Source organism: Rhizobium sp. Root1204 (assembly GCF_001424965.1).
In the GTDB taxonomy this organism is placed as follows: Bacteria; Pseudomonadota; Alphaproteobacteria; order Rhizobiales; family Rhizobiaceae; genus Pararhizobium.
In genome coordinates this window covers 138128-163843 of the sequence record NZ_LMCZ01000004.1, presented here as the reverse complement: position 1 = coordinate 163843, position 25716 = coordinate 138128, and the positions used below count along the sequence as shown (strand labels likewise).

Here is a 25716-nt window from a genome sequence, read left to right as displayed (position 1 = left end):
CCGTTGCAATGAGCTGGATCATTGGGATTTTGTCGGTGAAATCGGGATCGGCGGCGAGACCGAGACGATACGCGCCTGGACCTCGACCATCTGATTGAGTCCGGCCGGCGTGACATCGAGTGCCGGTTCGCCGCCACCGGCCTTCGAAAACAGCCAGTTGAAATCAAAATGCGGTATGAAGGCCGGGCCGGGCGAATGTAGCAGCGACACATCGGCCCAGAATTCGCCCGCATCTTTGTCGCCGTTCGCCTCGATATCGAGGAAGAAGCCCGGATTGTCGTTGCCGGTGGCGAGCAGGCCCAGCATGTTGGGGATTGTCGCAAAAAGCGATGTGACCGGCACCGTTTCTCCATTGGAAAACAACAGGTTCGCCCGGTAGGCCAGTGGTTTCGCTGCCGTCGCTCTTTCGATGAACAGTTCAAGGGCGGTCACGAAAGATCCGTCGGGATGCTTTTTCAGATCGATGGCGACCTCATGCGGATCGGTACTGTTTTCCGAAAACCGCAGACGGACCGTCAGGCGGCTGAATTTTTGCAGATGCGCCGGAGGCCCTGCGAACCGGAGGAACAGCCGCGCCGAGGCCGCATCGGCGCGGGTGGCAAAGCCGGTGGAAATGAGATCGAAATAGGCTCGCCGGTAGGTTTCGGGAACGCTCGCTTCCGAACCGCACAGGATCGCAGCCGGCGTTTCAAACTCGATGATACGGACGCAGTCTTCCTCTTCACCTGCGCCGGTCAACGCCGCCGACAGTTTGCCGGCCAGCAGCGCCGAGCGGCTATATTGCTCGACCGGACGGCCGGGCTCCTTCAGGTAGCCGGTGGTCAAAACGGCGAGGTGGCGTTGCACATGCAGCGGCAAAGAGTTTGCAAAGGTCGAGGCGCAAAGCCATGTGCGTTCCGCAAAGCCGCTGCGATCAAAGCTCAGCATGGCGGTTTTCGGATCGAGCCTGGCAAGAAGCTCACGTATCGGTATCATCGGCCGCGCCGGGGGGCGCCGTGAAAATCAGGGGTGTGGACTGTGTCGAAGTTGCGGCCGGTGCGCGTCCAGGCAAGAAAGGTCGGTGCGCTGGCCATGGTGGCACGCGCCCGGGTGCCGTCGGCTTTCAGAGTAACGGATGTTGGGTTGGCCGGGGTTTCCGCCTTTGGCGGTCCCCATTCGATATTGCAGACAAGACGCGGCGCGTTGCCATGGCCAAGCGTGACATTGCCCTGGTTTTGCGCAGGCAGAACGAACACCGCTGCCGAATAGCGGCCGGGGGCGACGGGCTGGTGCAGGATGGCCAGGCGGCTGGCAAACAGCCGTTTCCAGCGGGCAATGGCGACGTTTTTCTCCATGGAACCGGCGATGCCGCCATCGACGGCTGCCTTGCTGGTCTTGATGACCAGGCCATTGCCATCCGCCTCCAACATGAGCACAGGCGTCTCATTGCCATCGGCGACGCAGTTGAGCAGGCTTGTGGGAGTAAGCGCGATGTCGCTGTCGATCCACCAGCATCGACCGGCATCCAGCCCCGATAGGTCGCCGGTGCCGTCCTCAACCGCCCAGTTCGGATCGATATAGCGCCGCATCGAGATGCCGAGGAAATGCTCTTCGAGATTCTGTTCGGTGCCGTTGAGATCGAGCGGTGACAGCGAGAACATCGAATTCGGAAAGGCGGGCGCCGGCGCATTGACCGCATCGAAGGTCAATCCCATCGGCCCTTCGGCGTTCAGCGCCAGTCCGAGGGCGGTATTTTCTTCGGTGGCATGGTAGGTCAGGCGGGGATCGGGACCGATCTCCTTGCGTGAATCAAGAATTTCGACGGGCGCATCGGCTTTGGTAAAGCCATATCCGAAGCCGGTTTTGATCTCGGCGGCTATCCGGTCGGCCAGTCCGCCGCGTGAAAAGGGCGGTTCCTGCAGGATGGCGAGTACGGGTGGCGTGCTTGGCACGTGGCTATCATCGCGCGGCGGGCTGGTCAGCGGAATGAGGGCGCGCTGCTGCGGCCGGGTCAGAAGCATTCGAGAAAGGTCTACCAGCATGGCAATGCGCAGCGTCCATGCCTCGGCCGGCTGGACGCGGAGTTTCCGGTCCGTAATCCACGCCTTGACTTCGCGGCGGGTCACTTCCTTCAGTGCACCAGCATAGCGGGAGCGAAGGGTGAAACGGTGGCGGAAATAGGTTGCTGACGGTGCTTCCCATAAATGTTGTTCCAGCACCGTTACGGCCGGCAAAGGCAAAAGACGCTGTGTCACCGTCTGGGAATCGATATTCGGCCGGTCGAAAAAGGCTTCCTGCTCGAAACGGGAGAGGGGATAGCCGAGGTCTTTGCCGTTTTCTTTAACGGGCATTTCCTTGAGCGGCATGGCGGCCGTTGCAGATTGCGGCCGGTGCGAAAGCGCGTCCTCGTCGCGGAAATGCAGTGGTGCGATGTGGTTGTAGATCGGCCTGCCGCTTGGGCGCCAGCGCTGCGTCGTCACATCGATCTCGCTGAGCAGCCGCCATTGCCGGGCGTGGTTCTTTTGGCCGGGATCAGGCAGCGCGGGACGTGTCTGCAGATCGTAGCGACGGGATCGCTCGATCGGCCGCACGGCTATCATACTGGCGGCAAGCTGGATGGCGGGCTTGTCCCGTTCCTTGCCCCTTTCTGCATCGATGGCGTGCATGCCATCCAGCATGGTTTCGATCCGGATGGCTGCCGACGGATAGGCAAAAAATGCTTCTGTCAAACCATGAGGCACAATTCGGCGCGAGGCTTGCTGTTTCAATCCCGGATGAAAAACGGCCGGGTGCTTGCCTGAGGGGGCGAAATGCCGGGCAGGGACCAAGGCATCCATCGACAAGCGGGCAACGGTGCCGGGCGGAATGCTGGCCTGCAATGTCTTGACCTGCGCGGACACATCCGGCTGCTTTAATCCTAAAGCGCCGGAAGCGATGTCGATCGAGAACTGGAAGGCGCGCTCGATCGGCTTGAACAGTTTGTCATGCAGAGCCTCCGGGCTCCATTGTCCCGTACCGTGTTCGGCAAGGTTTTGGGTGATGCCGGCCATGGTCTGCTTGAAACCGAAGGACAGGATCAGAGCCTGTGCGGTATGGATGCTGCCGTCGAGTTGATCTGACACGGTCAACTCCAGGCGCACAGCTTCGAAGGCCGGGTCGGGCAGACGATCGAGTGCTCGCGATAGGCCCTCGTCGGCATCGCGCAGGACATAGGCGGTCAGAAGTGCTCGCCGCAGGTTCGCGGCCGCCGTCTCGTCCAATACCGCGTCCCGCAGGGTGGCATTGGCGAACCATCGATCGAAATCGAGATAACCGACGCGCGGCGTGTCGACCAATACAGCAACATCGCCGCGCAATGATTCCTTCCACGGGGCCTCGCTCGGAGCGAGCAGCAGAAATGGTGCGCCAACCTCGTGTGGCTTGATGTCGTCCGCCACGGCAAAGCTCAGAGAGGCGGGCTCGTTGGATTCTAACGACAGCCGGATCCAGCCGACAGTGATAGGTCTCGTCGTGGTCAGTGCTGCATTTGCGGTGGCCTTGCCGCATTCGATGGTGAGCTGACGCTGATGTGTGGGTGTGCCCGCTCTTACTGAGTCCAGCGAGATGGTGATTGTTTCGAGGGCGCTGAAATCAAACCCTTTCGGGAAGGCAAGTGTGGCCTTGGCGACACCGTCGTCATCCGGACCTGCTGGCACGGTGTTGAAAAGCCGGGCAACCAGCCGTGCGGGCTTGCCGCTGAGGACGGTGCTGCTGATCCGATGGATTGTAGACCGGGCGATCAACTGGGGGATGGAGAGGGTGCCGCTGCCGTCGCGATCACGAAAAATATCGCAGACGGCTGGGCTACCTGTGAATGCACTCATCACCGTGCGCGGATAGTCTTCGGCCAGTGGGGCCACGCCGTCGATCGGCATGGCAATGCGGCGCGGTTTGTTGGCAGTCACCACCTCGTTGACGGCCATCTGACCGATCGCGGTGCGGCGCTGATAGCAGGTTGTGGTGACCAGCAGCGGGTCCGGCTTGCCGCCCTTGCTTGGGGGCTCGAACACCGGCTTCGGCATCCAGGGCAGGTCGGCCTGCAGAGATAGCGGCATGGAACCGGCATTGGTCGTAGCGAAGCTGAAGCTCTCGAAATTCCGGCCATAGGCAAGGCGCGGGACATGTGCAAAGCCGGATGATTCGGTATCGTGGGCGCCATGGCTGTAAAAGGATGCAAAGGCTTCCGGCGCCAAGGCGAGCGCTTCTGCCGCCGTGTTGCCAAACGTGGTCGCTGCAAAGGGCAGACCTTCATAGCGGATGAACATCGGGCCACGCCCGTCGCTTGTTGCGGGTAGCATGGGATGAAGCGCCGCCGGGACTGTCGGTTTTGGTGCCGTTTGACTGGGGTCCACGGTTAGCGGCACGGGCCAGGTCAGTTCGGCGAGGCTCGCATGCGCCCATGGATCGGTTCTGGTTTCGGTATCGATCCGGCGGATGGCGACCGCAATGCCGTTGAAATGGTCGCAAAACGCATCGATTTCTTCACCGTCGATATTGGCCGCGATCTGGATCGGCAGCGGGGCAGGGGCGTGGTCGGGGACGAAGCGGCTGGAAGTGGCCGCCAACTGCGTCATTGGGGCAAGCGATGCCCGGTAACTTGCCTGGAAAAACGGGAGAATCTGGGCGGGCGTCACCGGCGTGATGCCATCGGGCCATGTGGTGGGAAAAGGCACTTTGACGAGGCTATCGGCAATGCGGTGGAAACCGTTGGCAAACGGCTCCGGTTTTTTGGGATCCGCCGGCAGCCTGAGCAAGCGCTCGGCAAAATAGCCGGCGCCGGTGGCGACGGCAATCAACCGCTGAACTGCAGGCATTCCCGTCTGTTTGTGCTCACCGGCAAACCGGAGCAGCGCCTTGGTGAATTCGCTTGCTGAATCGCGCCTGACTGCCTCGGCACCGTTGAAGGGGCCGTCGAGTTGGATACGATAGGACCGCCAGGCTTCGGTGAAGGCGCCCGACACGGCATTCACCAGTGCAATATCCCCTGAGCGGTTCAGGGTTGCTGCAAAGGCAGCCGCAAAGAGGGCTGGCAGCCCGGTCACTGGTTCGCCACCGTTTCCAGTTTTTTCGGTCGTTTCGAACACTCGGATGATCGCCGTCTCGGCGCCGGTTTCGTCCTGTAAGCGCTGTCCGGCGTCCGCCAGCGCCCGGTGCAGGATCGCCTGCCCGTCGCCATTGATGTTTTGCCGGAGCTTTTCATCAAGGGATACGGCCGTTCCGCTGGCGAATGCGTTCAACAGAACATTGAGGAGCTGGATTTCCAGCGGCGTTTCAGCCCCGGTGGGCTGAAGGCCGTGAACCCGTTTCAGGCTCTCGCAGAATGCGCGGCGCGCGCCGGCATCAGCCATGTCGGCCGCCGTGCGCATCAGCGGATTGTTCAGCGACAGGGTGTTGCGTAGCACGCCGGTCAGCTTGGCAAGAGAGTAGCAGTCTTCCGGCAGCGCGAAAGCCCCGGCGAGGTCGTCCCGATAGCGCTCAAAAAGGTTCAGCATCAACGGCGCAAGGATATCGCCCATCGTCGCGTTACCGGATACGGGTTTCATCAGGCCGATAATGATGGGGTCGAGCGCGGCACTCAGGCTGGCTGCGGTCAGCCAAGCAGCGGCGGGTGCGGGAATGTCGAGAAGAGGAGGCTTCTTTTCGCTGCCGTAGTGCCACTGAAACAAGGCTTCGTAGGCGGCGTCTTCAGCCGATCCGGTACCTGGGCCGGCCAGCGCCGTTGCTGGCGCCATCAGAGAGGCGGCGCGAACTTCGAACCATTGGGTGAGGCGCCAGAGGTTTTCAGCCTCCGGATCAACTTTGAGATAGCCGTCGGCGCTGAGGAACCCGTTGATATCCTGCGGTACAGCCGTAAAGGCGGCAGGAACCTCAAGCGCTTGCGCGCGGCAGGTGGTCTCGCCAAAGCCGCCACCTGCGTCATAGGTAAAATCCCACAACTCTCCGTGCGGCGTCCCGGAGGGGATGGCAGAGGGAGCTGCGCCACTGAAGGAGGGCAGAACGACATAGAAGCCATCCTGCGGGATTCCCTCAAGCCGCAGGACATGGGTGAGCGAGAGCCTGTGCGCCACGGGGGCGTTCCACGCATGGGCGGCGCGCAACCGGTAGGTGGCAGGCGCGGTGGTTGCTTCGATCGGCTTGTCCATCGCAACGCCGGCATCTGGCGTCGTCCAGTAATGGTGGATATCTGTTTGCGGCGGCGCGGCCTTGCTGAGCCAGGCGATGATGTCGTCAGCGGAATTCGGTGCTCTGGCATCGGAAATCTGCCGGGTGATTTCGCCCCTGTAGCTGAGCGTGCAAGTGCCCGGAATACCCAGGTCGGCTTCATAAAGATGAAAGCGAACCTGTTGCACCGCCGTTGCGAATTGGCGGAACTGGTCCTTCGCCAGGTTTTCGTCCGCTTCAAGTTCCTGCCGTTTTTGTTTCGCACCATCATCCATTCCGATGATTGCGTTGCGAAGGACATCCGTGACGCATTCGAAGCCGAGATTGACGGCAAGCGTTTTCAGGGCTGGGTCTGCCGGATGATAGGTGTCCGGCTCGGCGTCGAGGACGCAGTGGAGGATGGAGGACTTCAGCGCCATGACTAGTTGCTCGCCTTCTGAAGTTGCTCGACGGCCTGTTTGGCCTTGTCAATTTTGTCTTGGAGTTTGGTGTCGTTGACCTCGCCGCTGACGCCGGTGCTGACCGAGGTTTCCGACTTGCCGCCGCGCAGCGTGTAATTGACGTTGGCGTGGGCGCTGATCGTGAAGAAGCGGGAGATGCGGATGCTCACCGCCAAACTGCCCTGGCCATTGACCTCGCCATTCTCGCGGTAACTCAGGCGCAGCATCAGCGTGATACCGACCGAGACCATGCCGCAGACCTCGACGTGACCGGCGATCACCACCACGACGGACAGCGCAAGCCCGCCGCCGGATTGTCCGATCATCTTGCGATAAGTCATGACGCCCGAGAGCGTGATGAATACCTGGCCGACAAACGGTCCGGCCGCGAAGGCAAGGGCTGCGGAGCCGCCGGCACCTGCCTCGACGCAGACCATCAGGCGGCCGTCGAAGGGCCTGTATTCCGCGTCGATCTGGATATAGCCGGTGCCGCCGATGACGAAGATGGAGAAGATGAAGGGCCGCTCGATGCTCGACAGGTTGAAGCGGTTGGCGAGCAGGAAGTCCGGAAAGGCGAGCAGCTGGAAGTGGTTCTCGATGCAAATGTTGGAGACGCCGCTGGTGCCGAAATTCAGCGTCATCGGCGGGATAACGAAATCATGCTCAACACCGACAGGAATATTGTCCTGCTTGATGATCTTCAGCCCACCCGCCTCGTCCGGAAACAACGTAGAGAGAAAATCCTGGATGAACTTGAACGCGGGGTTCAAACGGATGTTTTTCGGGTCGAATTCGACATTCAGACCCTTTTCCCGTGTAAAATTCAGCCCGAACTGTTCGAATTTCACCATCGACTGTCCACCGGCGATAAGATCAATCGTCGTCTCGATGCGGCTGAAGCCCGTCTGGGTCACCCTGTCCTCGTCCTTGGACGCTTCAAGCCTGACCCGGCCGGTCAGATGCATGTCGATGAAGTCGACCTGAAAGACGCCCAGTGAAAACAATGTCCGGCGCCCACGGATCCGGGCGTCGATATCGATCTGCACCCAGGCCCGGCCTTGGGCCTTGTCGAAATCATGGCTGGCGCGGACTCCCTCCTGGAGGCTGGTCCCCAGTGGCTGCCCCTTGAAAAGATGATCGAGGTTCAGCCCGGCGAAGTTGGCGAGCGTCAAGCCTTTCGGCTGAAGCCTGTCGGCAATCTTGTCGAAGGCCATGTCGAAGCCGAGCGCCTTCAACTCGTCGCCAAGCCGGTTGAACAGGGCGCTGGCCTCGGTCGTGTCGATGACGTCGCTGATATCGTCGAAGCCGGAGCGGATGCGGTCGATATCGGCTTTCAAAGCAGCGATTTCGGGCGCCGAACTGACCGCGGAATAGAGCTTGAGCAGGTTTGACGGCAGTGCCATGGCGCCGCCGCTGGTCAGGCGGCTGGCGGCATCAAACACCCGGTCGCCATACATCCGCGCCGTTTCCACCGAGCGGGACAGATTATTGTGCAGGCTGCGCAATGAACAGTCAAAAGCGTTGACGGCATCGATCAGCGGCTGCGCCGCCGTCTCCAGTTCATCGAGCGACTGGGTGATGCGCTCCACCAGCGGGGTATATTGCGCTCGCACGGCTTCGAGCTTTCCATCGACATATGGACTGAAGCCGTTGGCAATATGGGACAGGTAATCCCTGGAATCGTCGACGCCTTCAAACACTGCGGTACACGCGGCAGTTACCGCGTCGAGTGCTCCCAGCGTGTCGGCATTGATCGTCCGGATGACCGTTACCGCAGCAGGGCTCAATTCGGTCAGCCGGTCATGAATTGCCGGCAAAATGTCTGACGCCGTAAGGTTTTCGTCGATCGGGGCCAGCAGGAGTTGAAGCGCCGGCGTGATCGCCTTGTCGCAGACGACAGTTTCGAGCAGCCTTTCCGGCGCCAAAGCTTGCTGGGCCGCCTTGAACCCATTCTCGATGTCAACGATGACGGACGCGGTTCCAGCAAGGGTCTTTTGCAGATGGCCGGCGAGGGCTTCGATGGTTGTGTCCAGGTGGTCAACGGTTGCTGCCACCAGAAAATCGACCGGCATGGCGATTTTCAAAAAGCTTACCGTCGAGCCATCCTGAGAGAAGCTTCGCAGTCGCAGCGATATCTGACCATAGCTTGGACAATGCCGCTGCAATTGCTTCAAAACCGTTTTCCAGAAAAGCTGTCGCAAGGGCCACTATGCCGTCGGTTTTGTCGGAAAGCGTTTTAACGAGAGACGATGCTTGGGCTGTTAAATTGGCTATGATCGCGGCAAATTCCGCGAGCGTCTCGTCCGTCAACGTGTTTGCATTGGCCAGAAGCACGCGGGTTTCCGGGATTATCGATTTCGCCTGATCGGCGGCTTCCTGCAACGCATCCAGCGCCTGAATGGCATCGTCGCCCAGCTTTTTGTCGATGCCCGGCTCGGCCTTGATCTGGTCGCTGATCGTGGTAATGGCGGCTATGGCTGTATCGAGTTGGCCTGATCCTGCGGCCGGAGACAGGGCGTCTATCGCCAAGGTCAGCGGCGCAAGCAGCCGGGAGATACTGTCCTTGACGATCCCCGCGCCTGCAATTTTGGTGTCCGCGAGGTGGGCAAGCTGGGTCAGCGATTTTGCCAGATGGCCGCCGATCGCTTGGCCCGTTCCAGACAGTTCGGCGGCGAAACGTTGGCGGGCTTCGTCCACGGCAGCAGTGATATCGCCAGCGACATTGCTGACTGTGGCTTGCAAGCCGGAAGAGAAAGCGCGGCGCCGTTCCGCCGACCAGGGTTTTTCACGGTCATAACCGGCGGAAAACTGTTCGAGCCGCTGCCGAGCACGCGCATGGATCGCTTCGATCTCCATATCGACACCGGCAAGGATGGATTTGGCCTTTTCAACACTTTGTCCGGCATTGCCGACATCCTGAGACGCTTCGGCGAAGATTGGGCGCAGATGTTCCGTGATAAGGCCGGTCAGCGCCTCGATCAAAAGCGTCTTCGTCGTGATCGGTTTTCCATCAATGACAAGCGCCGGCAGACGGTGTTCGATATCGGCGGCCCAGTCGGACATGGCGGTGGCAAGCAGCATCTCTTTGCGCCGGATCATCCCAGCTGCCTCTGATTTCAGCCTGGCGCAGTGCGTTTGGCCATCGTCGATGGTCTTGTCGAGCAGCTTTAGCTTGACAAGCACGCTTGCGCCGTCACCGGCAGCCTGCGGGATTGCTTGCCGGAGCTGTTCGATGAGACCGCCTGAAGTCCATTTTTCCTGGAAATCCTTCAATGCGGCTTCGACGCCGGTCCTGTCTTTCGCCCTGATGCGATCGAGCAGATTGCCGATCGCCCCGGAATATTCGGCTGCCGCTGGAAGGAGAGCGCCTGTTCCATCGGCCTGCCAATAGGCGAGCGATTCTATCTTTTTCAGCTTCTCCACATCTTCGGGGTTGCGCAGGATGCCGGCGTTTCCCATCACCGCGATCAGTTCAGGCCGTAATGTCTGTTGCTCCTTGGCTGTGTGTACGGCGCGCATGAAGCTGATGCTGTCGAGGCCGACATAGACGGGCTTTCCGGCCCGGCCGGCATTGATCGTCGTTTTTTGGGCGGCAGGCGCGAGCCGCCAGGTGAAGCGGCGCACGCCGGGCAGGACACGGCTTACTGCGCGGCGGCGATGACCAGCGTTGGATGCACCGTCCGGCTTCGGGTCGGCGCAAGCGGCGATCTCCTTGGCAATGGGCATGTTGGCATAATCGATGTCGAGATACGGCCGCCAGCCATTGGTGTTGCTTGTGTCCTGTTTGAAGTCGGAGAAGAAGTACAGGTTGTCTGTATCGAGGCATTCCTGCGAGACCACGGGATTATCGCCGTCACCTTCGGCTGTGCTGACAAAGGCGATATCCGGCATGGGGTAGACCTGCGGCCGCTCGCGGGCACTCAGCATGTTCCATAGCGGGATCTTCCAGCCAAAATCACCGACCTCACTGCTCCAGGCGCTGTCGACATTGATGATTTTCGAGTTGAAACGCAGCCGCTCCAGGAAGCCGGCGCAGCGGGGGGCAGCTTCGGCGAAGTCCGGATAGCTGCGCTCGGGCTCCAGCAGTTCGATATATTCCGCCACCTTGCGCAGGATCGGCCGGCGGGAACGGGTGCGCTGCTGGTCCTCCACGAATTTCGGGGCAAACTGCGCGGAGGCGTTGACGCTGCGTTCGTAGACAACGACATGTTTTGCCCGGTGCCAGAAAGCGCCGATGCGGCCGAGCACTTCCACCTTCTGCCGCTCCACATGGCCGTTGCGGGTTTCGCTGATGATGGTGACGATACCGCCGAGAAAGGCAGCAGTCTGTGCCGCGTCGCCGCCGGTTGGCGAGAGGGCGATGGCTTCGATCGTACCGCCGCTCGACTCCGGTCTTTCCAGCAGATGGTTGAAAAGGTTGACGGACTCGACCGGCCATAGGGCGCCGCCACTCAGGCCCTGCGGATGGCTACGCGGCTTGCTGAGGTCCTGTCTGCTCGTCTCGTCCAGATACCCGTTGAGAGGTCTCGATGGGCCGGCCTTCGGCCAAAGCGCGTGGTCCTCTGGCTTTTCCAGCTTCGCCAAAGGCGGGCGGTGAAGTGCTGTACCGCGCAGGGCATAGGTGACGCCGCTGGCAAAACGGGCAGGGGTAAAATCGATGGTCGAATCTGGATCCCGTGCCCAGATTTCCAGCCGTTCCGGCCGTCGGTCGATGGCGCGGCAAAGTGCATTCCACCGTGCCTCGAGGTCATTTGCGGCATCCGCATTCCGGGTCGGGCCTGTCATCTTGCCGGTCAGGGCTTCGATCTCGGCGACCCGCGCCTGGCGCGACATCGCGTCTCCTCTCGAGACGTCGATGCCTACCGAAAGGCCGTAGAGAAATTCGCCGCGCAAGAAGGTTAGTGCGGCACCCAGGCCATGCTCGCCGCGCTGGCGAAAAATGTCATGGCTGCTGGATTCCGGCATGAAATAGCCCCGCTCGACGTCGCTCGGACTTATCCAGAATTCGGTCGAAGGGGTCAGGCGGAATTCCACCGCGCGGCGTTTCATACCGGTCTTGTCTTCGCCGGTGTCCGCTCCCACGGCATAGGGCCGCCAGGCGTCGGAGGGGTCCGTTGCATCGGTGTCCTTTAAGTCGTGGATTTCCAGGCGGCGCGGTTTGTCGGCACTCTCGGCGACTGCCTGCGCTGGCAGGATATAATGGTAGTAATCGGCAACCTTGCGATACTGCCAGATCCGGTCATCGCCGGAATAATAGGCGACCGATGCCGAGCCGGCATCACCGCGGTCGCTAAGCGGCCGGTGGCTGTAGCGGAACAGCGAAAACGGTTCCTGCGATAGCACCACATAGCTCTGTTCACCCGCGTCAGGCGCGCTTTCATAGATATCGGCTTCGATCCGCCGGTCCAGTGTCGGCGCGACGGTCTCGCGGACGCTCAGCCAATAACGGTAGCCGGAGGGGCCGCCTTGCGTGCCAGGGGCAGCTTTCTGGGGGATGAGAAGTGGCGCTGTGCGCCCCGACCGGTCCAACCGTGAAACGTCGATGCTGACCGGCTTGACATTGGTAACGGGGAGAACCAGGTGGATCGAGGCGGCGATCCGGCCGGATTTCAGGTCGAGAGGAGGAGCGCCATCGCTATTCCCTTGGCGCGTACCAGAACCACCGGCGCGCAGATAGGTCAGGGTCAAATCGTCGGGTTTGGCCGGCAGCGGTCCCTTAACCGGGCTCAGATCGAATGCCAGCGAGGAAAGGCGCCCGGACCATGCGGTGCCAGCCGGTAGGGTTTCCACAACATAAGACGCAAAGAAGGGTTCGTTGGCGATTTCGTCGCTTCCGGCCGCCGCCCACCCCCCATCGCCCGAGAGGGTCAGATTGATCTTTGCCGCAGGTTTTTGCTCATTGAAGAATGTCAGGTTACTGGCAATCAGCCTGAGCGTGTTGTCTACAAGTCCCGCCGTGTCGTCCGAACCGGGGATGAGGTCGGCCATCTGAGCCAACGACAGCCGCAGCCGTGGCCGGATAAACGGCGTTTCCGGTGCGCCTGTTCGAAGGGCGCGTCCCCAGGCAAGCAGTCCGGTATCGGGCTCCGTTTCTGTGCCATTGGTGATGAAACGCGCCTCCAGGGATGGGCCGTATAGAGAGAAGCAGACCGTCTGTTTGCCATCCGCTTGTAGGTCGGGAAGCACGGAGCGCGGCTGGGCGGCCTCGACCGGCGCCAGCGCCTCGCGGGTTTGCCTGAACGTATGCGCCGCATGGCGTAGCAGGCCAAAATCGAGATCTGCCTCCGCTGCCGGACTGCCGCCGAAATTTTCACCGGCCGGGATGTTGTTTTTCCAGTGAAAGCTGAGATCAACCTTCGGAGACCAGCGCCGGGCCTCTTTGCTCCAGATATCGCCGTCGCCTATGTCCCATGACAGTCTGCAATCGGCATATAGCGCGCTGGCGGTCTTGACCCAGCCGCCCGTCTCCTTCGAAAGCCGCAGGCTGAGGGCGTCACCGCTCCTCGTGATATCGTCGGCAGAGGTTGGATCGCCATCGCTGGCTGAAACGGCGATACGGTAGGTGAAGACGGGTTTTCTCGCGTCCGATTTGTTCTTTCCAAAGCGAAGGCTGAGATCGGCGGTTGTGCCGCCGGCCTTCAGGCGTGGCCATTTGGTCGAAGCGGGATCGATCGAAAAACCGAAACGGGCTAGAATATCCTGGGTGAATGGCCGCGAATTTTCCGGCCAGAATTTGGCGGCGTCGATCGTTGCCGATTTTTGCTTGCCATCATAGACGGCGAATTCACCCTGGCCGGGTTGCCCGCGTGCCGAAAATCCGAACGATCCAAGAGAGGCGTCTGCCGGATACTTGCCATCGCTAAACACGAAAGAGGTGCCCGATACCGGCGCGGCCGAGGTGTCGACGGAATCACCTTCGATCCAGCCGCCGACGAGGGTGGTAAAATTAAGAATCCTCTCGAATGAACTTTTTTTGCCGGGCTCATAGACTACGCAGAACGGAAACGCGCTGGGATCTGCCTGACTGCCGGACAAGAGCGTCGTGCGGCGGGCGGGCAACGGCAAGTGCAGGTTCAGGCAATAGCGTGGACCGCCTCGGCGTCCGACGTCCAATCCGGAAAAGACCGTGTGGCCTGGTGCATAGGCGCAGGACCGCACCAGCGGCCATCGCAGATCGAGCGTTGCTTCCGCTAGAGCATTGGACGCCCGGTACTGCTCGATCAGAAATGCGCCACGAAATGCCAGCCAGTCCGTATCGGTGGTTTGTTTTCCGGCGTCGATCCAGATTGCGTAATCCTGATCGTCTTTGAACCGATCAACGGCGTCTTTGACTGTGAGATCAAAGAGGTTTTCTGTGATTTCTGGAGGAGAGCCTGACTGAGAAAACTGTTCGCGAGGCGTCCATCGCAGCGCGGGCCGGAAGGTCCCGGCCGCCCCCTTTTCGAGGTAGTGGATTTCGACAACCCCGTCGCGGGTCCGGGCTGGAAGCGCGTCGATCTTCGGGTGTGGCGGCCAATGAAAATTGCCGTAGAGCCGAAAAGCCAGAACCATTTTGCATATCCCCCGGGAAGCAAAGGCATGGTGATTTAAGGCTCATTAACTCACATCTGTTTTTCAACGTAAAGTGTTTGTTGCAAATAAATTTAAACTCTAAGATTGTATTTTGGTGTGGCCGGTTGCGCCGCGTTATGCTCTGTCCGGCTCAAGGATTTCCGTGAGCTGCGGGCCGTGCACCGGTGGTGTTGCCTAAAATCAGCGCTGTTGAAGCGTGTCCTTTCCTCTGCTCGGATCCATGCAAGGCGACACGAATTGGCCATATTACTGTGACAGCGACGAGATACGAAAATGCGGCCCTTGCGTTGCTTCTGTTGCCCAACGGTGACTGGCCGCACGTTGCGTTCGCACTCTCACAAATGTGAACTGGGCGTAGGGAACGGCAAGTATAGTTTACGTTTGTTAACCGTATTCATGATAGCTCTGCGGTTTGCTTCGCAGCATTGGATGGTAGGAACTATGACGAAAAAAACCGGAATTGATGCAGTCTCTCGCCGTGGCTTCCTGGCCTCGGCCGCAGCATTTGGTGCTGCGACATTCGCCGGTGGCGCTTTTGCGCAGGACGCGCTCGACGAGATCATCAATGCACCGCGCCGCGGCGCCTGGGATGACCAGTTCGACGCCAAAGCTTCGCGCAGCGCCACGGCGGTCGTGTCGAACTCGCCGATCTTCGGTATGAACACACTTGCCAATACCCAGAACGCCGTTGGCCAGTACCAGCAGATCGTTTCGGCCGGGGGCTGGCCGCAGGTCAATTCGTCGGTTCGCCTGGAAATGGGCGTTGTCGATCCCTCCGTGCAGGCTCTGCGCCAGCGCCTGATCATTTCGGGCGATCTGCCGCAATCCGCCGGCATTTCCAATTCATTCGACAGCTATGTTGATGGCGCGGTCAAGCGTTTCCAGGCGCGCCATGGCCTGCCGGCCGACGGCGTGCTTGGCGAGTATTCCATCAAGGCGCTGAATATTGCCGCCGACGTGCGCCTCGGTCAGCTGAACACCAACATCGTCCGCCTCCAGTCGATGTCCGGCGATCTCGGCGAGCGTTACGTTCTGGTCAATATTCCGGCAGCCTACATCGAAGCCGTCGAAAATGGCCGCGTTGCGACCCGCCATACAGCCGTTGTTGGCCGCATCAGCCGCCAGACCCACATCATCAATTCGAAGATCTACGAAGTCATCATCAACCCCTATTGGACGTCTCCGCGCTCGATCGTCGAGAAGGACATCGTTCCCCTGATGCGCAAGGATCCGGAGTATCTGAAGAAGAATTCCATCCGTCTGATCGATGGCAAGGGCAACGAGGTTTCCCCGGAAACGATCGACTGGAATGCCGAGAAGGCGCCGAACCTGACGTTCCGCCAGGATCCGGGCAAGACCAACGCCATGGCGTCGACGAAGATCAACTTCCACAACCCGAACAACGAGTACATGCACGACACGCCGCAGCAGGGCCTGTTCAACAAGCTCGCCCGCTTCGAATCCTCCGGCTGCGTGCGCGTCCAGAACGTGCGTGACCTGACGACCTGGTTGCTGCGCGACACGCCCGGCTGGTCGCGCCAGCAGATCGAGGCAACGATCCGCTCGGGTCAGAACTCTCCGATCAAGCTCGCAGTCGAGGTTCCGGTCTATTTCAAGTACATCACCGCCTGGGCGGCAACCGACGGCATCGTTCAGTTCCGCGACGACATCTACGAGATGGATGGCGAGCAGGAACTGGCGCTGCAGACCACCACCGGCATCGAGCAGGCCGCCGGTTCCGTCGAGCGCGACAACCTGCCGCAATAAGCCGGTCTGCATTGAATAACACCGAGGCCGCGTCCCTTTGAAAGGGGACGCGGCCTTTTTCGTTGCCGATCCCAACCGCATTCCCGGCGCTGCAGATGGGGGAAATGGCGCAAATCGCATAGCCCATATTGCCCTTGCCATGCGAGGACGATAAACACCGTGCCACAGTCTCTCGAGGAGCTTTCACAATGAGCGTTTCAGCCGTCAATCCCGATGTTTTCTTCACCCGTACGCTTGCCGACACCGATCCGGAAATTTTCGGTGCGATCGGTAAGGAACTGGGCCGCCAGCGCCACGAGATCGAGCTGATCGCCTCTGAAAACATCGTCTCGCGCGCCGTTCTGGAAGCGCAGGGTTCGATCATGACGAACAAATATGCCGAAGGCTATCCGGGCAAGCGCTACTACGGCGGCTGCCAGTTCGTCGATATCGCCGAAGAACTCGCCATCGAGCGTGCCAAGAAGCTGTTCGGCGTCAATTTCGCCAACGTTCAGCCGAACTCCGGTTCGCAGATGAACCAGGCCGTGTTCCTGGCGCTCTTGCAGCCGGGCGACACCTTCATGGGCCTCGATCTCAACTCGGGCGGTCACCTGACGCATGGTTCGCCGGTCAACATGTCCGGCAAGTGGTTCAACGTCGTCTCCTACGGCGTACGCGAAGGCGACAACCTGCTCGACATGGACGCAGTTGCCGAAAAGGCCCGCACACATAAGCCCAAGCTGATCATCGCCGGTGGCACTGCCTATTCGCGCATTTGGGACTGGAAGCGCTTCCGCGAGATCGCTGATGAAGTCGGCGCCTACCTGATGGTCGACATGGCGCACATTGCCGGCCTCGTTGCCGGTAACCAGCACCCGTCGCCGTTCCCGCATTGCCATGTTGCCACCACCACCACGCACAAGTCGCTGCGCGGCCCGCGTGGCGGCGTCATCCTCACCAATGACGAGGATTTGGCCAAGAAGTTCAACTCCGCCGTTTTCCCGGGCCTGCAGGGCGGTCCGCTGATGCACATCATCGCTGCCAAGGCCGTTGCCTTCGGCGAGGCGCTGCAGCCGGAATTCCAGGATTATGCGGCCCAGATCGTCAAGAACGCCAAGGCTCTGTCGGAAACGCTGGTGGCCGGCGGCCTCGATATCGTCTCGGGCGGCACCGACAACCACCTGATGCTGGTCGACCTTCGCAAGAAGAACGCCACCGGCAAGCGGGCGGAAGCCGCACTCGGCCGCGGCTACATCACCTGCAACAAGAACGGTATCCCGTTCGACCCGGAAAAGCCGTTCGTTACCTCCGGTATTCGCCTCGGCACGCCGGCCGGCACGACACGCGGTTTCAAGGAAGCCGACTTCCGCGAAATCGGCAACCTGATCGTCGAAGTGCTCGATGGTCTGAAGGTCGCCAATTCCGACGAAGGCAATGCCACGGTCGAAGCCGGTGTGCGTGAAAAGGTGGTCAAGCTGACCGACCGTTTCCCGATGTATCCCTACATGTAATCTTTCAGCTCTCGTCAAGGAACCCGAATGCGCTGCCCTTATTGTGGATCGGAAGACAGCCAGGTGAAGGACAGCCGTCCTGCGGAGGACGGCGCCGCCATCCGCCGCCGGCGCATCTGCCCGGATTGCGGTGGCCGTTTCACGACCTTCGAGCGGGTGCAGCTTCGGGAACTGATGATCCTGAAGAAGACCGGCCGCAAGGCGCCGTTCGACCGCGACAAGCTGCTCAGGTCGTTCGAGATCGCGCTGCGTAAGCGGCCGATAGACCGCGACCGGATCGAACGGGCAGTGTCGGGCATCGTCCGGCGGCTGGAAAGCTCCGGCGAAACCGAAATCCCGTCGGAGGAAATCGGCCTGCAGGTACTGGAAGCCTTGAAGGGGCTCGATGATGTGGCCTTCGTGCGCTACGCCTCGGTCTACCGCGATTTCTCCCATGCGGATGATTTCGAAAAGGTGATCGCTGAGATCAGCGCCAAGATTGCCCGGGATCCCGGCGCCTGATCGACGCCAAAACTTGCGCCGTCCGAAAGGGCGGCGTTTGACGTTTGCAGGCTGGGGGATGGGTATGGCAGACAAGGCTGAAGACGAGCGGTTCATGGCGGAGGCGCTGCGTTTCGCACACCAGCACCTGGGTGCCACCGGTTCCAATCCATCGGTCGGCTGCGTCATTGTCCGCAATGACGGCGATGGCGCAAGGATCGTCGGCAGTGCCGTCACGGCGCTGAGCGGCAGGCCGCATGCGGAAACACAGGCGTTGGCCAATGCCGGGCCGCTGGCACGCGGCGCTACCGCCTACGTGACGCTCGAACCTTGTTCCCACCACGGCAAGACCCCGCCCTGCGCCGATGCGCTGATTGCTGCCGGCGTTGCCCGGGTCGTCGTCGCCGTGGTTGATCCTGACGAGCGCGTCTCGGGCCACGGCATCGATATGCTCCGCGATGCCGGTATCGAGGTTGTCACCGGTGTGCTGGAAGAAGAGGGCGAGCGCGAGCTTGAGGGTTACCTCATGCGCAAGCGCAGCAACCGGCCGTATGTGACTCTCAAACTTGCCGTTTCGGCCGATGGCATGATCGGCATAAAGGGGCAGGGGCAGGTCCCGATCACCGGCGCCCCGGCGCGGGAGATCGTCCACCGGCTGCGCGCCGAGACCGACGCCATCCTTGTCGGTATCGGCACGGCGATTGCCGACGATCCGGAATTGACCTCCCGTATCGCCGGGCTGGAGCACCGCTCGCCACTCCGCATCGTCATCGATGGCGATCTCAACCTGCCGGTCACCTCGAAGTTGGCGCAGACGGCCCGCAGCGTGCCGGTCCTGATCGTTACCGGCCAAAGCGATGGATCGGTCGCTTTTTCAGAACGCCAGCAGGCATTGGAAGCTGCTGGCGTCGAGGTCGTGGTTTGCGACCCGAACGTGCCTGCCGATCTGCTCGCCGCTCTGGCAACGCGGGGCGTGTCCTCGCTTCTGGTCGAAGGTGGTGCCAGGACGGCACAACAGTTTCTCAATGACGGGCTGGTTGACCGGATTCTGCTGTTTACCGCGCCGCTGACCCTTGGCGAGGAGGGGGTACCATCCCCACTTGACAGGAAGCTGATCCCGGTGGGCTTCGTTCATCTGCGGACAGACACGTTTGGCGATGACCTTCTCGACACCTACGAATACGAAAGAACCCTCTGATGTTTACCGGCATTATCACCGATATCGGCACCGTCGAAACCATTACGCCCCTCGACGAGGGCATCAAGCTGCGTATTGCCACGGCCTATGATCCCAAGGGCATCGATATCGGCGCCTCGATTGCCTGTTCCGGCGTCTGCCTGACGGTTACGACGCTGCCGGAAGAGGGCGCCAATGGCCGCTGGTTCGAGGTCGAGGCGTGGGAAGAGGCGCTGCGGTTGACGACGATTGCGTCCTGGACCGCGAACCAGAAGATCAATCTGGAACGGTCGCTGAAGATCGGCGACGAACTGGGCGGTCACATGGTGTCAGGCCATGTCGACGGCAAAGCCGAAATCCTCTCCGTCGAGGCGGAAGGTGAGGCCACCCGGTTTCGCTTGCGTGCGCCGGAACATCTGGCGAAATTCGTGGCGCCGAAGGGCTCTATCGGGCTTGATGGCACATCCCTGACGGTCAATGCTGTCAACGGCACGGATTTCGACGTGCTGCTCATCCGTCATTCGCTGGATGTGACGACCTGGGGGCAGCGCAAGGCTGGTGATTTCGTCAATTTCGAAGTCGATACGATGGCCCGCTATGCCGCACGGCTGGCAGAGTTTCCGGCACCGAAAGCCGAATAGCTGGCTTGACCGATGTCAATTCTGATCCACCCCGGATGTCCGGGTTGGATCAGGTCATTCTCCGCATTGATGGCCTATTTTGCCGTTGCGGCAACGTGATGCAGAACGTCACCGCTCCAGCAAAATCACATTTGCTCCGTGATAGGTCGTCCGTCCGGTTTCCTTGAATTGCAGTTTTGAGGCTACTCTCAGCGATGGGAGGTTGCCGATATCGATGATGCAGGTCTTCTTTAGCGATGGAAATTGCTGATCGCCCCATTTCAGGGCCGCGCTGACTGCTTCTGTTGCGAGGCCCTGGCCATGGGAGCGCGGTGACAGCGCCCAGCCCGTTTCCATCGTACCTTCGACCGAAGGGCTGATTCCACGGTGCAGATCGTGAAAACCGGCCTCGCCAATGAACTGGCCGGTTGCGCGGTCCTGCAAGACCAGAAAGCCGAAACCAAAATAGTGCCACATGCCGACCTGGCGCAGAAAGCGGGTCCAGGCCTGCTCACGTGAAAACGGGATGCCGCCGACGAAGCGGGTGACTTCAGCATCGGCAAAGAGTGCGGCGTAAGCTGGAAAGTCATCGCGGCGATAGGGGCGAAGGATCAGGCGTTCGGTTTCGATGGTGGGGACGCTGTGCATGAGGCTGTTCAGTCCGTTTGAAATGTTGATTTCGCTATTCGATCAGATTCCCGGTTCGCCGTCCCAATAATCGGTTTCGCTTTCCTTGCGTCCAACGAAACGGAAGACGGCCTTGCCGCCGGGTGTTGCGCGCGATTTCGCCAGGAATTTGCCGGAATCCGGATATTCGACGATCTCTGCTTTCGCATTTGCCGAAATGGACAAGTAGGTGAGGGGGACGGTGCCGGTATTGATCAGGTGATGGGCGGTCTCCGGCCCGCCGGCGGGAGCGCCGAGCACGTCGCCGGGTTTGACAGGGTAGCGATCCGGCCCGAAGCGGTATTCACCTTCTCCGCTCAAGATGACGAACAACTCTTCTTCGATATGGTGATTGTGGAACGGACAACCGGATTTACCGGGTGGAACTTCACCATAACCTATTCCGAGATCCTTGAGGCCAAGTTGGGCGCCGAAGGCGGCGTCGCGGGATTCAAAGAACGTGCCTTCCTGCCAATGCTCGAGGTCGAGTTCGGCCGGGTTGATGACGGGTTTCTGCATCTTTGTCATGTTTTTCTCCACCTCGGCAAAACTTGTATAGAGACGCCATCGGATTGAAAAGATGGCGGCAATTTCAGCTGTTGTGCATGGAACGATCATCAAACGCCTCGCCAAATCCACCCCTGCAGCGAAAAATGCTTGCCAACGGGGCTAGAGCGTGGTTTGACCGCCGCCTGCGCTGGAGATGTCCGGCCCCCAATTTCAGACAGGTGACAAATGTCCGATACAGAAAAACCACATATCCTGATTGTGGAAGCGCGTTTCTATGACGATATGGCCGACGCTTTGCTCGACGCCGCCACATCGGCGCTCAAGGATGCCGGTGCGACCTATGACGTCGTGACCGTTCCCGGCGCGCTGGAGATTCCGGCCGCGATCGCCATGGCTCTTGATGGCATCGATAATGGCGGCACCGAGTATGATGGTTTCGTCGCACTCGGCATGGTCATTCGTGGCGAGACCTACCACTTCGACATCGTTTCGAACGAATCCTCGCGCGCTCTGATGGATCTTGCCGTCAGCGAAAGCCTTGCGATCGGCAACGGCATCCTGACCGTTGAAAACGACGCGCAGGCCTGGGCCCGCGCGAAGAAGAGCGAAGGCGACAAGGGGGGCTTTGCCGCCCGTGCAGCGCTGACCATGATCGACCTGAAGATCAAGCTGGGCGGCGAACAGTGAGCGACACTCCTACCAACCCGCCGGCCGACCAGCCGATCAAGCAGGCAAACCAGCGTGGAGCGGCCCGTCTTGCCGCTGTCCAGGCACTGTACCAGATGGATGTCGGCGGCACTGGCGTGCTCGAGATCGTCGCCGAATACGAAGCCCACCGGCTCGGCCAGGAAATCGACGGCGATACCTATCTGAAGGCGGATGCCTCTTGGTTTCGCTCGATCGTTGCCGGTGTCGTGCGCGACCAGCGCCTGCTCGATCCATTGATCGGCACGGCCCTGCAGGACGACTGGGCGCTGTCGCGTCTCGATTCGACTGTTCGCGCCATCCTGCGTGCCGGTACATTCGAACTGCGCGAACGCAAGGATGTTCCGGTCGCGGTCATCGTCACCGAATATGTCGAGATCGCCAAGGCGTTCTTCGAAGAGGATGAGCCCAAGCTCGTCAACGCCGTGCTCGACCGGATCGCTCGCACAATCAGAACTGACGTCAAGAAGTAAGGTCACGCAATGACAGTGCAGGTAGGCGAGATGCAGGGCATGGATCATGAACTGCGCGGAGCCCGCCGCAATGTCTATCTGCTGACGGCAGCCCAGGCCATTCTTGGCACCATCGGCCCGATCGTCTTTTCCGTCGGCGGCGTCGCCGGCTATCAGCTGCTCGGCGCCGACAAGTCGCTGGCAACAGCGCCGCTGACCGGTTTCAACGTCGGCGTCGCCCTCGGTGCCGTTTTCGTCGCCATCATGTCCCGATTGCTCGGCCGCACGGCAGCCTTCATGGTTGGCGCTCTTCTGGGTGCAGGCGGTGGGCTGGTCGCCGCCTATGCGCTGTTTCAAAGCGATTTCTGGCTGTTTGCACTCGGTCTGTGCATTTCCGGCATTGCGGGCGGCTTTACCCAAAAACTGCGCTTTGCCGCGGCCGACGCATCTCCACGCTTCTACAAGCCAAGGGCGATTTCCTGGATTCTGGCCGGTGGCATGGTTTCGGCCGTGCTCGGGCCGCAGCTGGTCATCCTGACCAAGGATGCGCTGGCGCCGGTATTCTTTGCCGGTGCCTTCATCGCGCTCGTTCCCACCTGCCTGGTAGCGATTGCCGTGCTTGCGTTTCTGCGCCTGCCGGATCCCCGTCCTGCCGCAGGCAGCACTGCCGCCGGTCCCGTCCGGCCATTGCGCGAGATTGTGCTCAACCAGCGTTTTCTCACCGGCATGATCTGCGGCATCTCCACCTATGCGCTGATGACCTTCATGATGACCGGCGCGCCGATCGCCATGGTCGTCGGCTGTGGTTTTTCGCAGGATCTGGCGACGCTCGGCATCCAATGGCACGTGCTGGCGATGTTTGCCCCGAGTTTCTTTACCGGCATGCTGGTCAGCCGCTATGGCGCAGAGAGGGTTGTCGCCGCCGGCCTCGTCATTCTGATGTTGTGTGCGCTGGTGGCGCATGCGGGAATTGCGCTGTGGAATTTCTGGGGTGCTCTGATCCTGCTTGGCGCCGGGTGGAACTTCGGTTTCATCGGTTCAACGGCGATTGTCGCCTCCAGCTACCGGCCGCAGGAAGCCGACAAGGTGCAGGGCTTTCACGATATCATCCTGTTTACCGCGGTGGCGCTTGCCTCTTTTGGTTCCGGCAAGGTGCTGACGGCCTATGGCTGGGACATGCTGAGCGCTGCCGTCTGGCCGGTGACGGCATTCTGCCTTTTGCTGCTCATTTCGCTGTTTGTCGCCGAAAGGCGGCGCACAATCTGAGATTTATCTCCCAAAGCCGTATTCCACACCTGTAAGCCACCGCCAACATACCGAAAAACGTGGGTTTTTCCGATTGTGGCGGCTTGACGATCCCGATTCGCCACCGCACTCTGCGGCCACGTATGCGGCCCATGCTTGAAGAGGAGGCTTGGTCTGCTGCGCTTTTTGGGGGCCTGCGGAACGGAGTGAGCCTGCAGGCTAAATGGAGGAAATCGCGAAATGACCATACTTCTGGGCGTTATCGCATGCGGGTTGCTTTCGGTGGTCTATGCCATCTGGGCGACGCAATCGGTGCTGTCTGCCGATCAGGGCAATGCCCGCATGCAAGAGATTGCAGGCTTCATACGCGAGGGGGCGCAGGCCTATCTCACACGTCAATATATGACCATTGCCATTGTCGGTGCCGTCGTCTTTGCCGGTGCCTGGATTCTTCTCTCTGCGACAGCCGCCATCGGCTTCCTGATCGGTGCAGTCCTGTCGGGGGTGGCCGGTTTCATCGGCATGCACGTTTCGGTCCGCGCCAACGTCCGCACCGCGCAGGCATCCTCCATCAGCCTTGCGGCAGGCCTTGATATCGCCTTCAAGTCAGGTGCGATCACCGGCATGCTGGTTGCAGGCTTGGCATTGCTCGGCGTCACCATCTACTACCTCATTTTGACAGTGGGCCTTGGTCATGCCGAAGGCTCGCGTGAAGTCATCGATGCGCTGGTGTCGCTCGGTTTCGGCGCGTCGCTGATCTCGATCTTTGCCCGTCTCGGCGGCGGCATCTTTACCAAGGGCGCAGACGTCGGCGGCGATCTCGTCGGCAAGGTCGAAGCCGGAATTCCGGAAGACGATCCACGCAATCCGGCCACCATCGCCGACAACGTTGGTGACAACGTCGGCGACTGCGCCGGCATGGCTGCCGACCTGTTCGAGACCTATGCCGTCTCGATCGTCGCCACCATGGTTCTCGCGGCGATCTTCTTTGCCGGTGGGGCCAATCTCGCGCTGGTCATGTCCTATCCGCTCGCCATCTGCGGTGCCTGCATCATCACCTCGATCATCGGTGCCTTTTTCGTCAAGCTCGGCTCTAATGGGTCGATCATGGGCGCGCTCTACAAGGGCCTGATTGTCACCGGCCTCCTGTCGATCATCGGTCTGGGTGCAGCCACCTCGCTGACCATCGGCTGGGGCTCGATCGGCACCGTTGGCGGTCAGGACATTACCGGCACCAACCTGTTCATCTGCGGTATTCTCGGCCTCGTCGTCACCGCGCTGATCGTGGTGATCACCGAATACTATACCGGCACCAACAAGCGGCCGGTCAATTCGATTGCCCAGGCCTCCGTCAGCGGCCACGGCACAAACGTCATCCAGGGGCTCGCCGTGTCGCTGGAATCGACAGCGCTGCCGGCGCTCGTCATCGTCGGCGGCATCATCTCGACATACCAGCTGGCAGGTCTGTTCGGCACCGGCATCGCCGTCACCGCCATGCTCGGCATTGCCGGCATGATCGTGGCGCTCGACGCTTTCGGTCCGGTCACCGACAATGCCGGTGGCATCGCCGAAATGGCCGGTCTTCCCCCGGAAGTTCGTAAGTCGACCGACGCGCTCGATGCGGTCGGCAACACCACCAAGGCTGTCACCAAGGGCTATGCCATCGGTTCGGCCGGTCTCGGCGCCCTGGTGCTGTTTGCTGCCTACTCGAACGACCTGAAATACTTCGTCGCCAACGGTGACAAGTACCCGTACTTCGCCGATGTCGGGACGATCTCGTTTGATCTGTCCAACCCTTACGTCGTCGCCGGCCTGATTTTCGGCGGTCTCATCCCTTATCTGTTCGGCGGTATCGCCATGACGGCCGTCGGCCGTGCGGCCAGTGCCGTGGTGGAGGAAGTTCGCCGTCAGTTTCGTGAAAAGCCCGGCATCATGGCCGGTACCGACCGGCCGGACTATGGCCGTGCGGTCGACATGCTGACCAAGGCGGCGATCCGCGAGATGATCGTACCGTCGCTGCTGCCGGTGCTGGCACCGATCGTCGTCTATTTCGGCGTGCTTTTGATCTCCGGCTCCAAGGCGTCCGCCTTTGCAGCGCTCGGCGCCTCGCTTCTCGGCGTGATCGTCAACGGCATCTTCGTCGCCATCTCGATGACCTCGGGCGGCGGCGCGTGGGACAATGCCAAGAAGAGCTTTGAAGACGGTTTCGTCGACAAGGACGGCACGCGTCATATGAAGGGTTCGGAAGCCCACAAGGCATCCGTGACCGGCGATACGGTTGGCGATCCCTATAAGGATACCGCAGGTCCGGCCGTCAACCCGGCGATCAAGATCACCAACATCGTCGCGTTGCTGCTTCTGGCAATTCTCGCGGGGTAGTGTGCCAGAGCAGGTCCGCAGCGCCGCCAGGGC

15 protein-coding genes are annotated in these 25716 nt (G+C 60.7%); 9 read left to right on the top strand and 6 right to left on the bottom strand.

Annotated elements, in window-relative coordinates:
• Positions 1–18: 18 nt before the first annotated feature.
• Genes ASC96_RS06320 through ASC96_RS06305 form a run of 4 tightly spaced genes read right to left on the bottom strand, consistent with a single transcriptional unit; the run spans position 19 to position 14171 of the window.
• A complete protein-coding gene (locus ASC96_RS06320; protein WP_060502187.1) occupies positions 19–975 on the bottom strand; it encodes a hypothetical protein in 957 nt (318 codons plus the stop codon).
• On the bottom strand, positions 972–6599 hold the full coding sequence (locus ASC96_RS06315; protein WP_060502186.1) for a hypothetical protein: 5628 nt from the start codon (positions 6597–6599) through the stop codon (positions 972–974). Before ASC96_RS06315 ends, ASC96_RS06320 begins: the two co-directional genes overlap by 4 nt.
• A gap of 2 nt (positions 6600–6601) precedes the next feature.
• Positions 6602–8692, bottom strand: coding sequence for a hypothetical protein (locus ASC96_RS06310; protein WP_060502185.1), 2091 nt, complete (start codon positions 8690–8692; stop codon positions 6602–6604).
• Positions 8658–14171, bottom strand: a complete 5514-nt coding sequence (locus ASC96_RS06305; RefSeq protein WP_060502184.1) for a hypothetical protein — start codon at positions 14169–14171, stop codon at positions 8658–8660. Before ASC96_RS06305 ends, ASC96_RS06310 begins: the two co-directional genes overlap by 35 nt.
• A gap of 462 nt (positions 14172–14633) precedes the next feature.
• Between ASC96_RS06305 and ASC96_RS06300 the strand changes: the two genes are divergently transcribed.
• The 5 genes from ASC96_RS06300 to ASC96_RS06280 all read left to right on the top strand — a co-directional run bounded on the left by ASC96_RS06300 (position 14634) and on the right by ASC96_RS06280 (position 19747).
• Complete coding sequence (locus tag ASC96_RS06300; protein WP_060502183.1) at positions 14634–15959, top strand: L,D-transpeptidase family protein; 1326 nt, start codon at positions 14634–14636, stop codon at positions 15957–15959.
• A gap of 188 nt (positions 15960–16147) precedes the next feature.
• Positions 16148–17449 carry a serine hydroxymethyltransferase gene (gene glyA / locus ASC96_RS06295; RefSeq protein ID WP_060502182.1) on the top strand — a complete coding sequence of 434 codons (1302 nt, stop codon included), beginning with the start codon at positions 16148–16150 and terminating at the stop codon, positions 17447–17449.
• 27 nt (positions 17450–17476) lie between these two features.
• Positions 17477–17950 (top strand): transcriptional regulator NrdR, encoded by a 474-nt coding sequence (nrdR, locus tag ASC96_RS06290; RefSeq protein ID WP_037107514.1) that lies wholly within the window; start codon positions 17477–17479, stop codon positions 17948–17950.
• A 64-nt stretch (positions 17951–18014) separates the two neighbouring features.
• Complete coding sequence (gene ribD / locus ASC96_RS06285; protein ID WP_060502237.1) at positions 18015–19127, top strand: bifunctional diaminohydroxyphosphoribosylaminopyrimidine deaminase/5-amino-6-(5-phosphoribosylamino)uracil reductase RibD; 1113 nt, start codon at positions 18015–18017, stop codon at positions 19125–19127.
• Positions 19127–19747 carry a riboflavin synthase gene (locus ASC96_RS06280; protein ID WP_060502181.1) on the top strand — a complete coding sequence of 207 codons (621 nt, stop codon included), beginning with the start codon at positions 19127–19129 and terminating at the stop codon, positions 19745–19747. Before ribD ends, ASC96_RS06280 begins: the two co-directional genes overlap by 1 nt.
• 108 nt (positions 19748–19855) lie before the next feature.
• Here ASC96_RS06280 and ASC96_RS06275 read toward each other — a convergent pair whose 3' ends face one another.
• Both ASC96_RS06275 and ASC96_RS06270 read right to left on the bottom strand, forming a co-directional pair.
• Positions 19856–20374 carry a GNAT family N-acetyltransferase gene (locus ASC96_RS06275; protein WP_060502180.1) on the bottom strand — a complete coding sequence of 173 codons (519 nt, stop codon included), beginning with the start codon at positions 20372–20374 and terminating at the stop codon, positions 19856–19858.
• 42 nt (positions 20375–20416) lie between these two features.
• Positions 20417–20920 (bottom strand): cupin domain-containing protein, encoded by a 504-nt coding sequence (locus ASC96_RS06270; RefSeq protein ID WP_060502236.1) that lies wholly within the window; start codon positions 20918–20920, stop codon positions 20417–20419.
• 207 nt (positions 20921–21127) lie between these two features.
• Between ASC96_RS06270 and ribH the strand changes: the two genes are divergently transcribed.
• The 4 genes from ribH to ASC96_RS06250 all read left to right on the top strand — a co-directional run bounded on the left by ribH (position 21128) and on the right by ASC96_RS06250 (position 25683).
• Positions 21128–21589: a 6,7-dimethyl-8-ribityllumazine synthase gene (ribH, locus tag ASC96_RS06265; RefSeq protein ID WP_060502179.1), complete on the top strand. Its 462-nt coding sequence runs from the start codon at positions 21128–21130 to the stop codon at positions 21587–21589.
• Positions 21586–22080: a transcription antitermination factor NusB gene (gene nusB, locus ASC96_RS06260; RefSeq protein ID WP_037107532.1), complete on the top strand. Its 495-nt coding sequence runs from the start codon at positions 21586–21588 to the stop codon at positions 22078–22080. The genes ribH and nusB overlap by 4 nt, the downstream gene beginning before the upstream one ends.
• Positions 22081–22119: 39 nt before the next feature.
• Complete coding sequence (locus ASC96_RS06255; protein ID WP_060502235.1) at positions 22120–23325, top strand: MFS transporter; 1206 nt, start codon at positions 22120–22122, stop codon at positions 23323–23325.
• A 219-nt stretch (positions 23326–23544) separates the two neighbouring features.
• Positions 23545–25683: a sodium-translocating pyrophosphatase gene (locus ASC96_RS06250; protein WP_060502178.1), complete on the top strand. Its 2139-nt coding sequence runs from the start codon at positions 23545–23547 to the stop codon at positions 25681–25683.
• The last annotated feature ends 33 nt before the right edge of the window (positions 25684–25716 follow it).

Bases quoted from the DNA above. Each gene is read 5' to 3' on its own strand.
- ASC96_RS06320 (WP_060502187.1), bottom strand. From the start codon at position 975: ATGATACCGATACGTGAGCTTCTTGCCAGGCTCGATCCGAAAACCGCC.
- ASC96_RS06315 (WP_060502186.1), bottom strand. From the start codon at position 6,599: ATGGCGCTGAAGTCCTCCATCCTCCACTGCGTCCTCGACGCCGAGCCG.
- ASC96_RS06310 (WP_060502185.1), bottom strand. From the start codon at position 8,692: ATGCCGGTCGATTTTCTGGTGGCAGCAACCGTTGACCACCTGGACACA.
- ASC96_RS06305 (WP_060502184.1), bottom strand. From the start codon at position 14,171: ATGGTTCTGGCTTTTCGGCTCTACGGCAATTTTCATTGGCCGCCACAC.
- ASC96_RS06300 (WP_060502183.1), top strand. From the start codon at position 14,634: ATGACGAAAAAAACCGGAATTGATGCAGTCTCTCGCCGTGGCTTCCTG.
- glyA (WP_060502182.1), top strand. From the start codon at position 16,148: ATGAGCGTTTCAGCCGTCAATCCCGATGTTTTCTTCACCCGTACGCTT.
- nrdR (WP_037107514.1), top strand. From the start codon at position 17,477: ATGCGCTGCCCTTATTGTGGATCGGAAGACAGCCAGGTGAAGGACAGC.
- ribD (WP_060502237.1), top strand. From the start codon at position 18,015: ATGGCAGACAAGGCTGAAGACGAGCGGTTCATGGCGGAGGCGCTGCGT.
- ASC96_RS06280 (WP_060502181.1), top strand. From the start codon at position 19,127: ATGTTTACCGGCATTATCACCGATATCGGCACCGTCGAAACCATTACG.
- ASC96_RS06275 (WP_060502180.1), bottom strand. From the start codon at position 20,374: ATGCACAGCGTCCCCACCATCGAAACCGAACGCCTGATCCTTCGCCCC.
- ASC96_RS06270 (WP_060502236.1), bottom strand. From the start codon at position 20,920: ATGACAAAGATGCAGAAACCCGTCATCAACCCGGCCGAACTCGACCTC.
- ribH (WP_060502179.1), top strand. From the start codon at position 21,128: ATGTCCGATACAGAAAAACCACATATCCTGATTGTGGAAGCGCGTTTC.
- ASC96_RS06255 (WP_060502235.1), top strand. From the start codon at position 22,120: ATGGATCATGAACTGCGCGGAGCCCGCCGCAATGTCTATCTGCTGACG.
- ASC96_RS06250 (WP_060502178.1), top strand. From the start codon at position 23,545: ATGACCATACTTCTGGGCGTTATCGCATGCGGGTTGCTTTCGGTGGTC.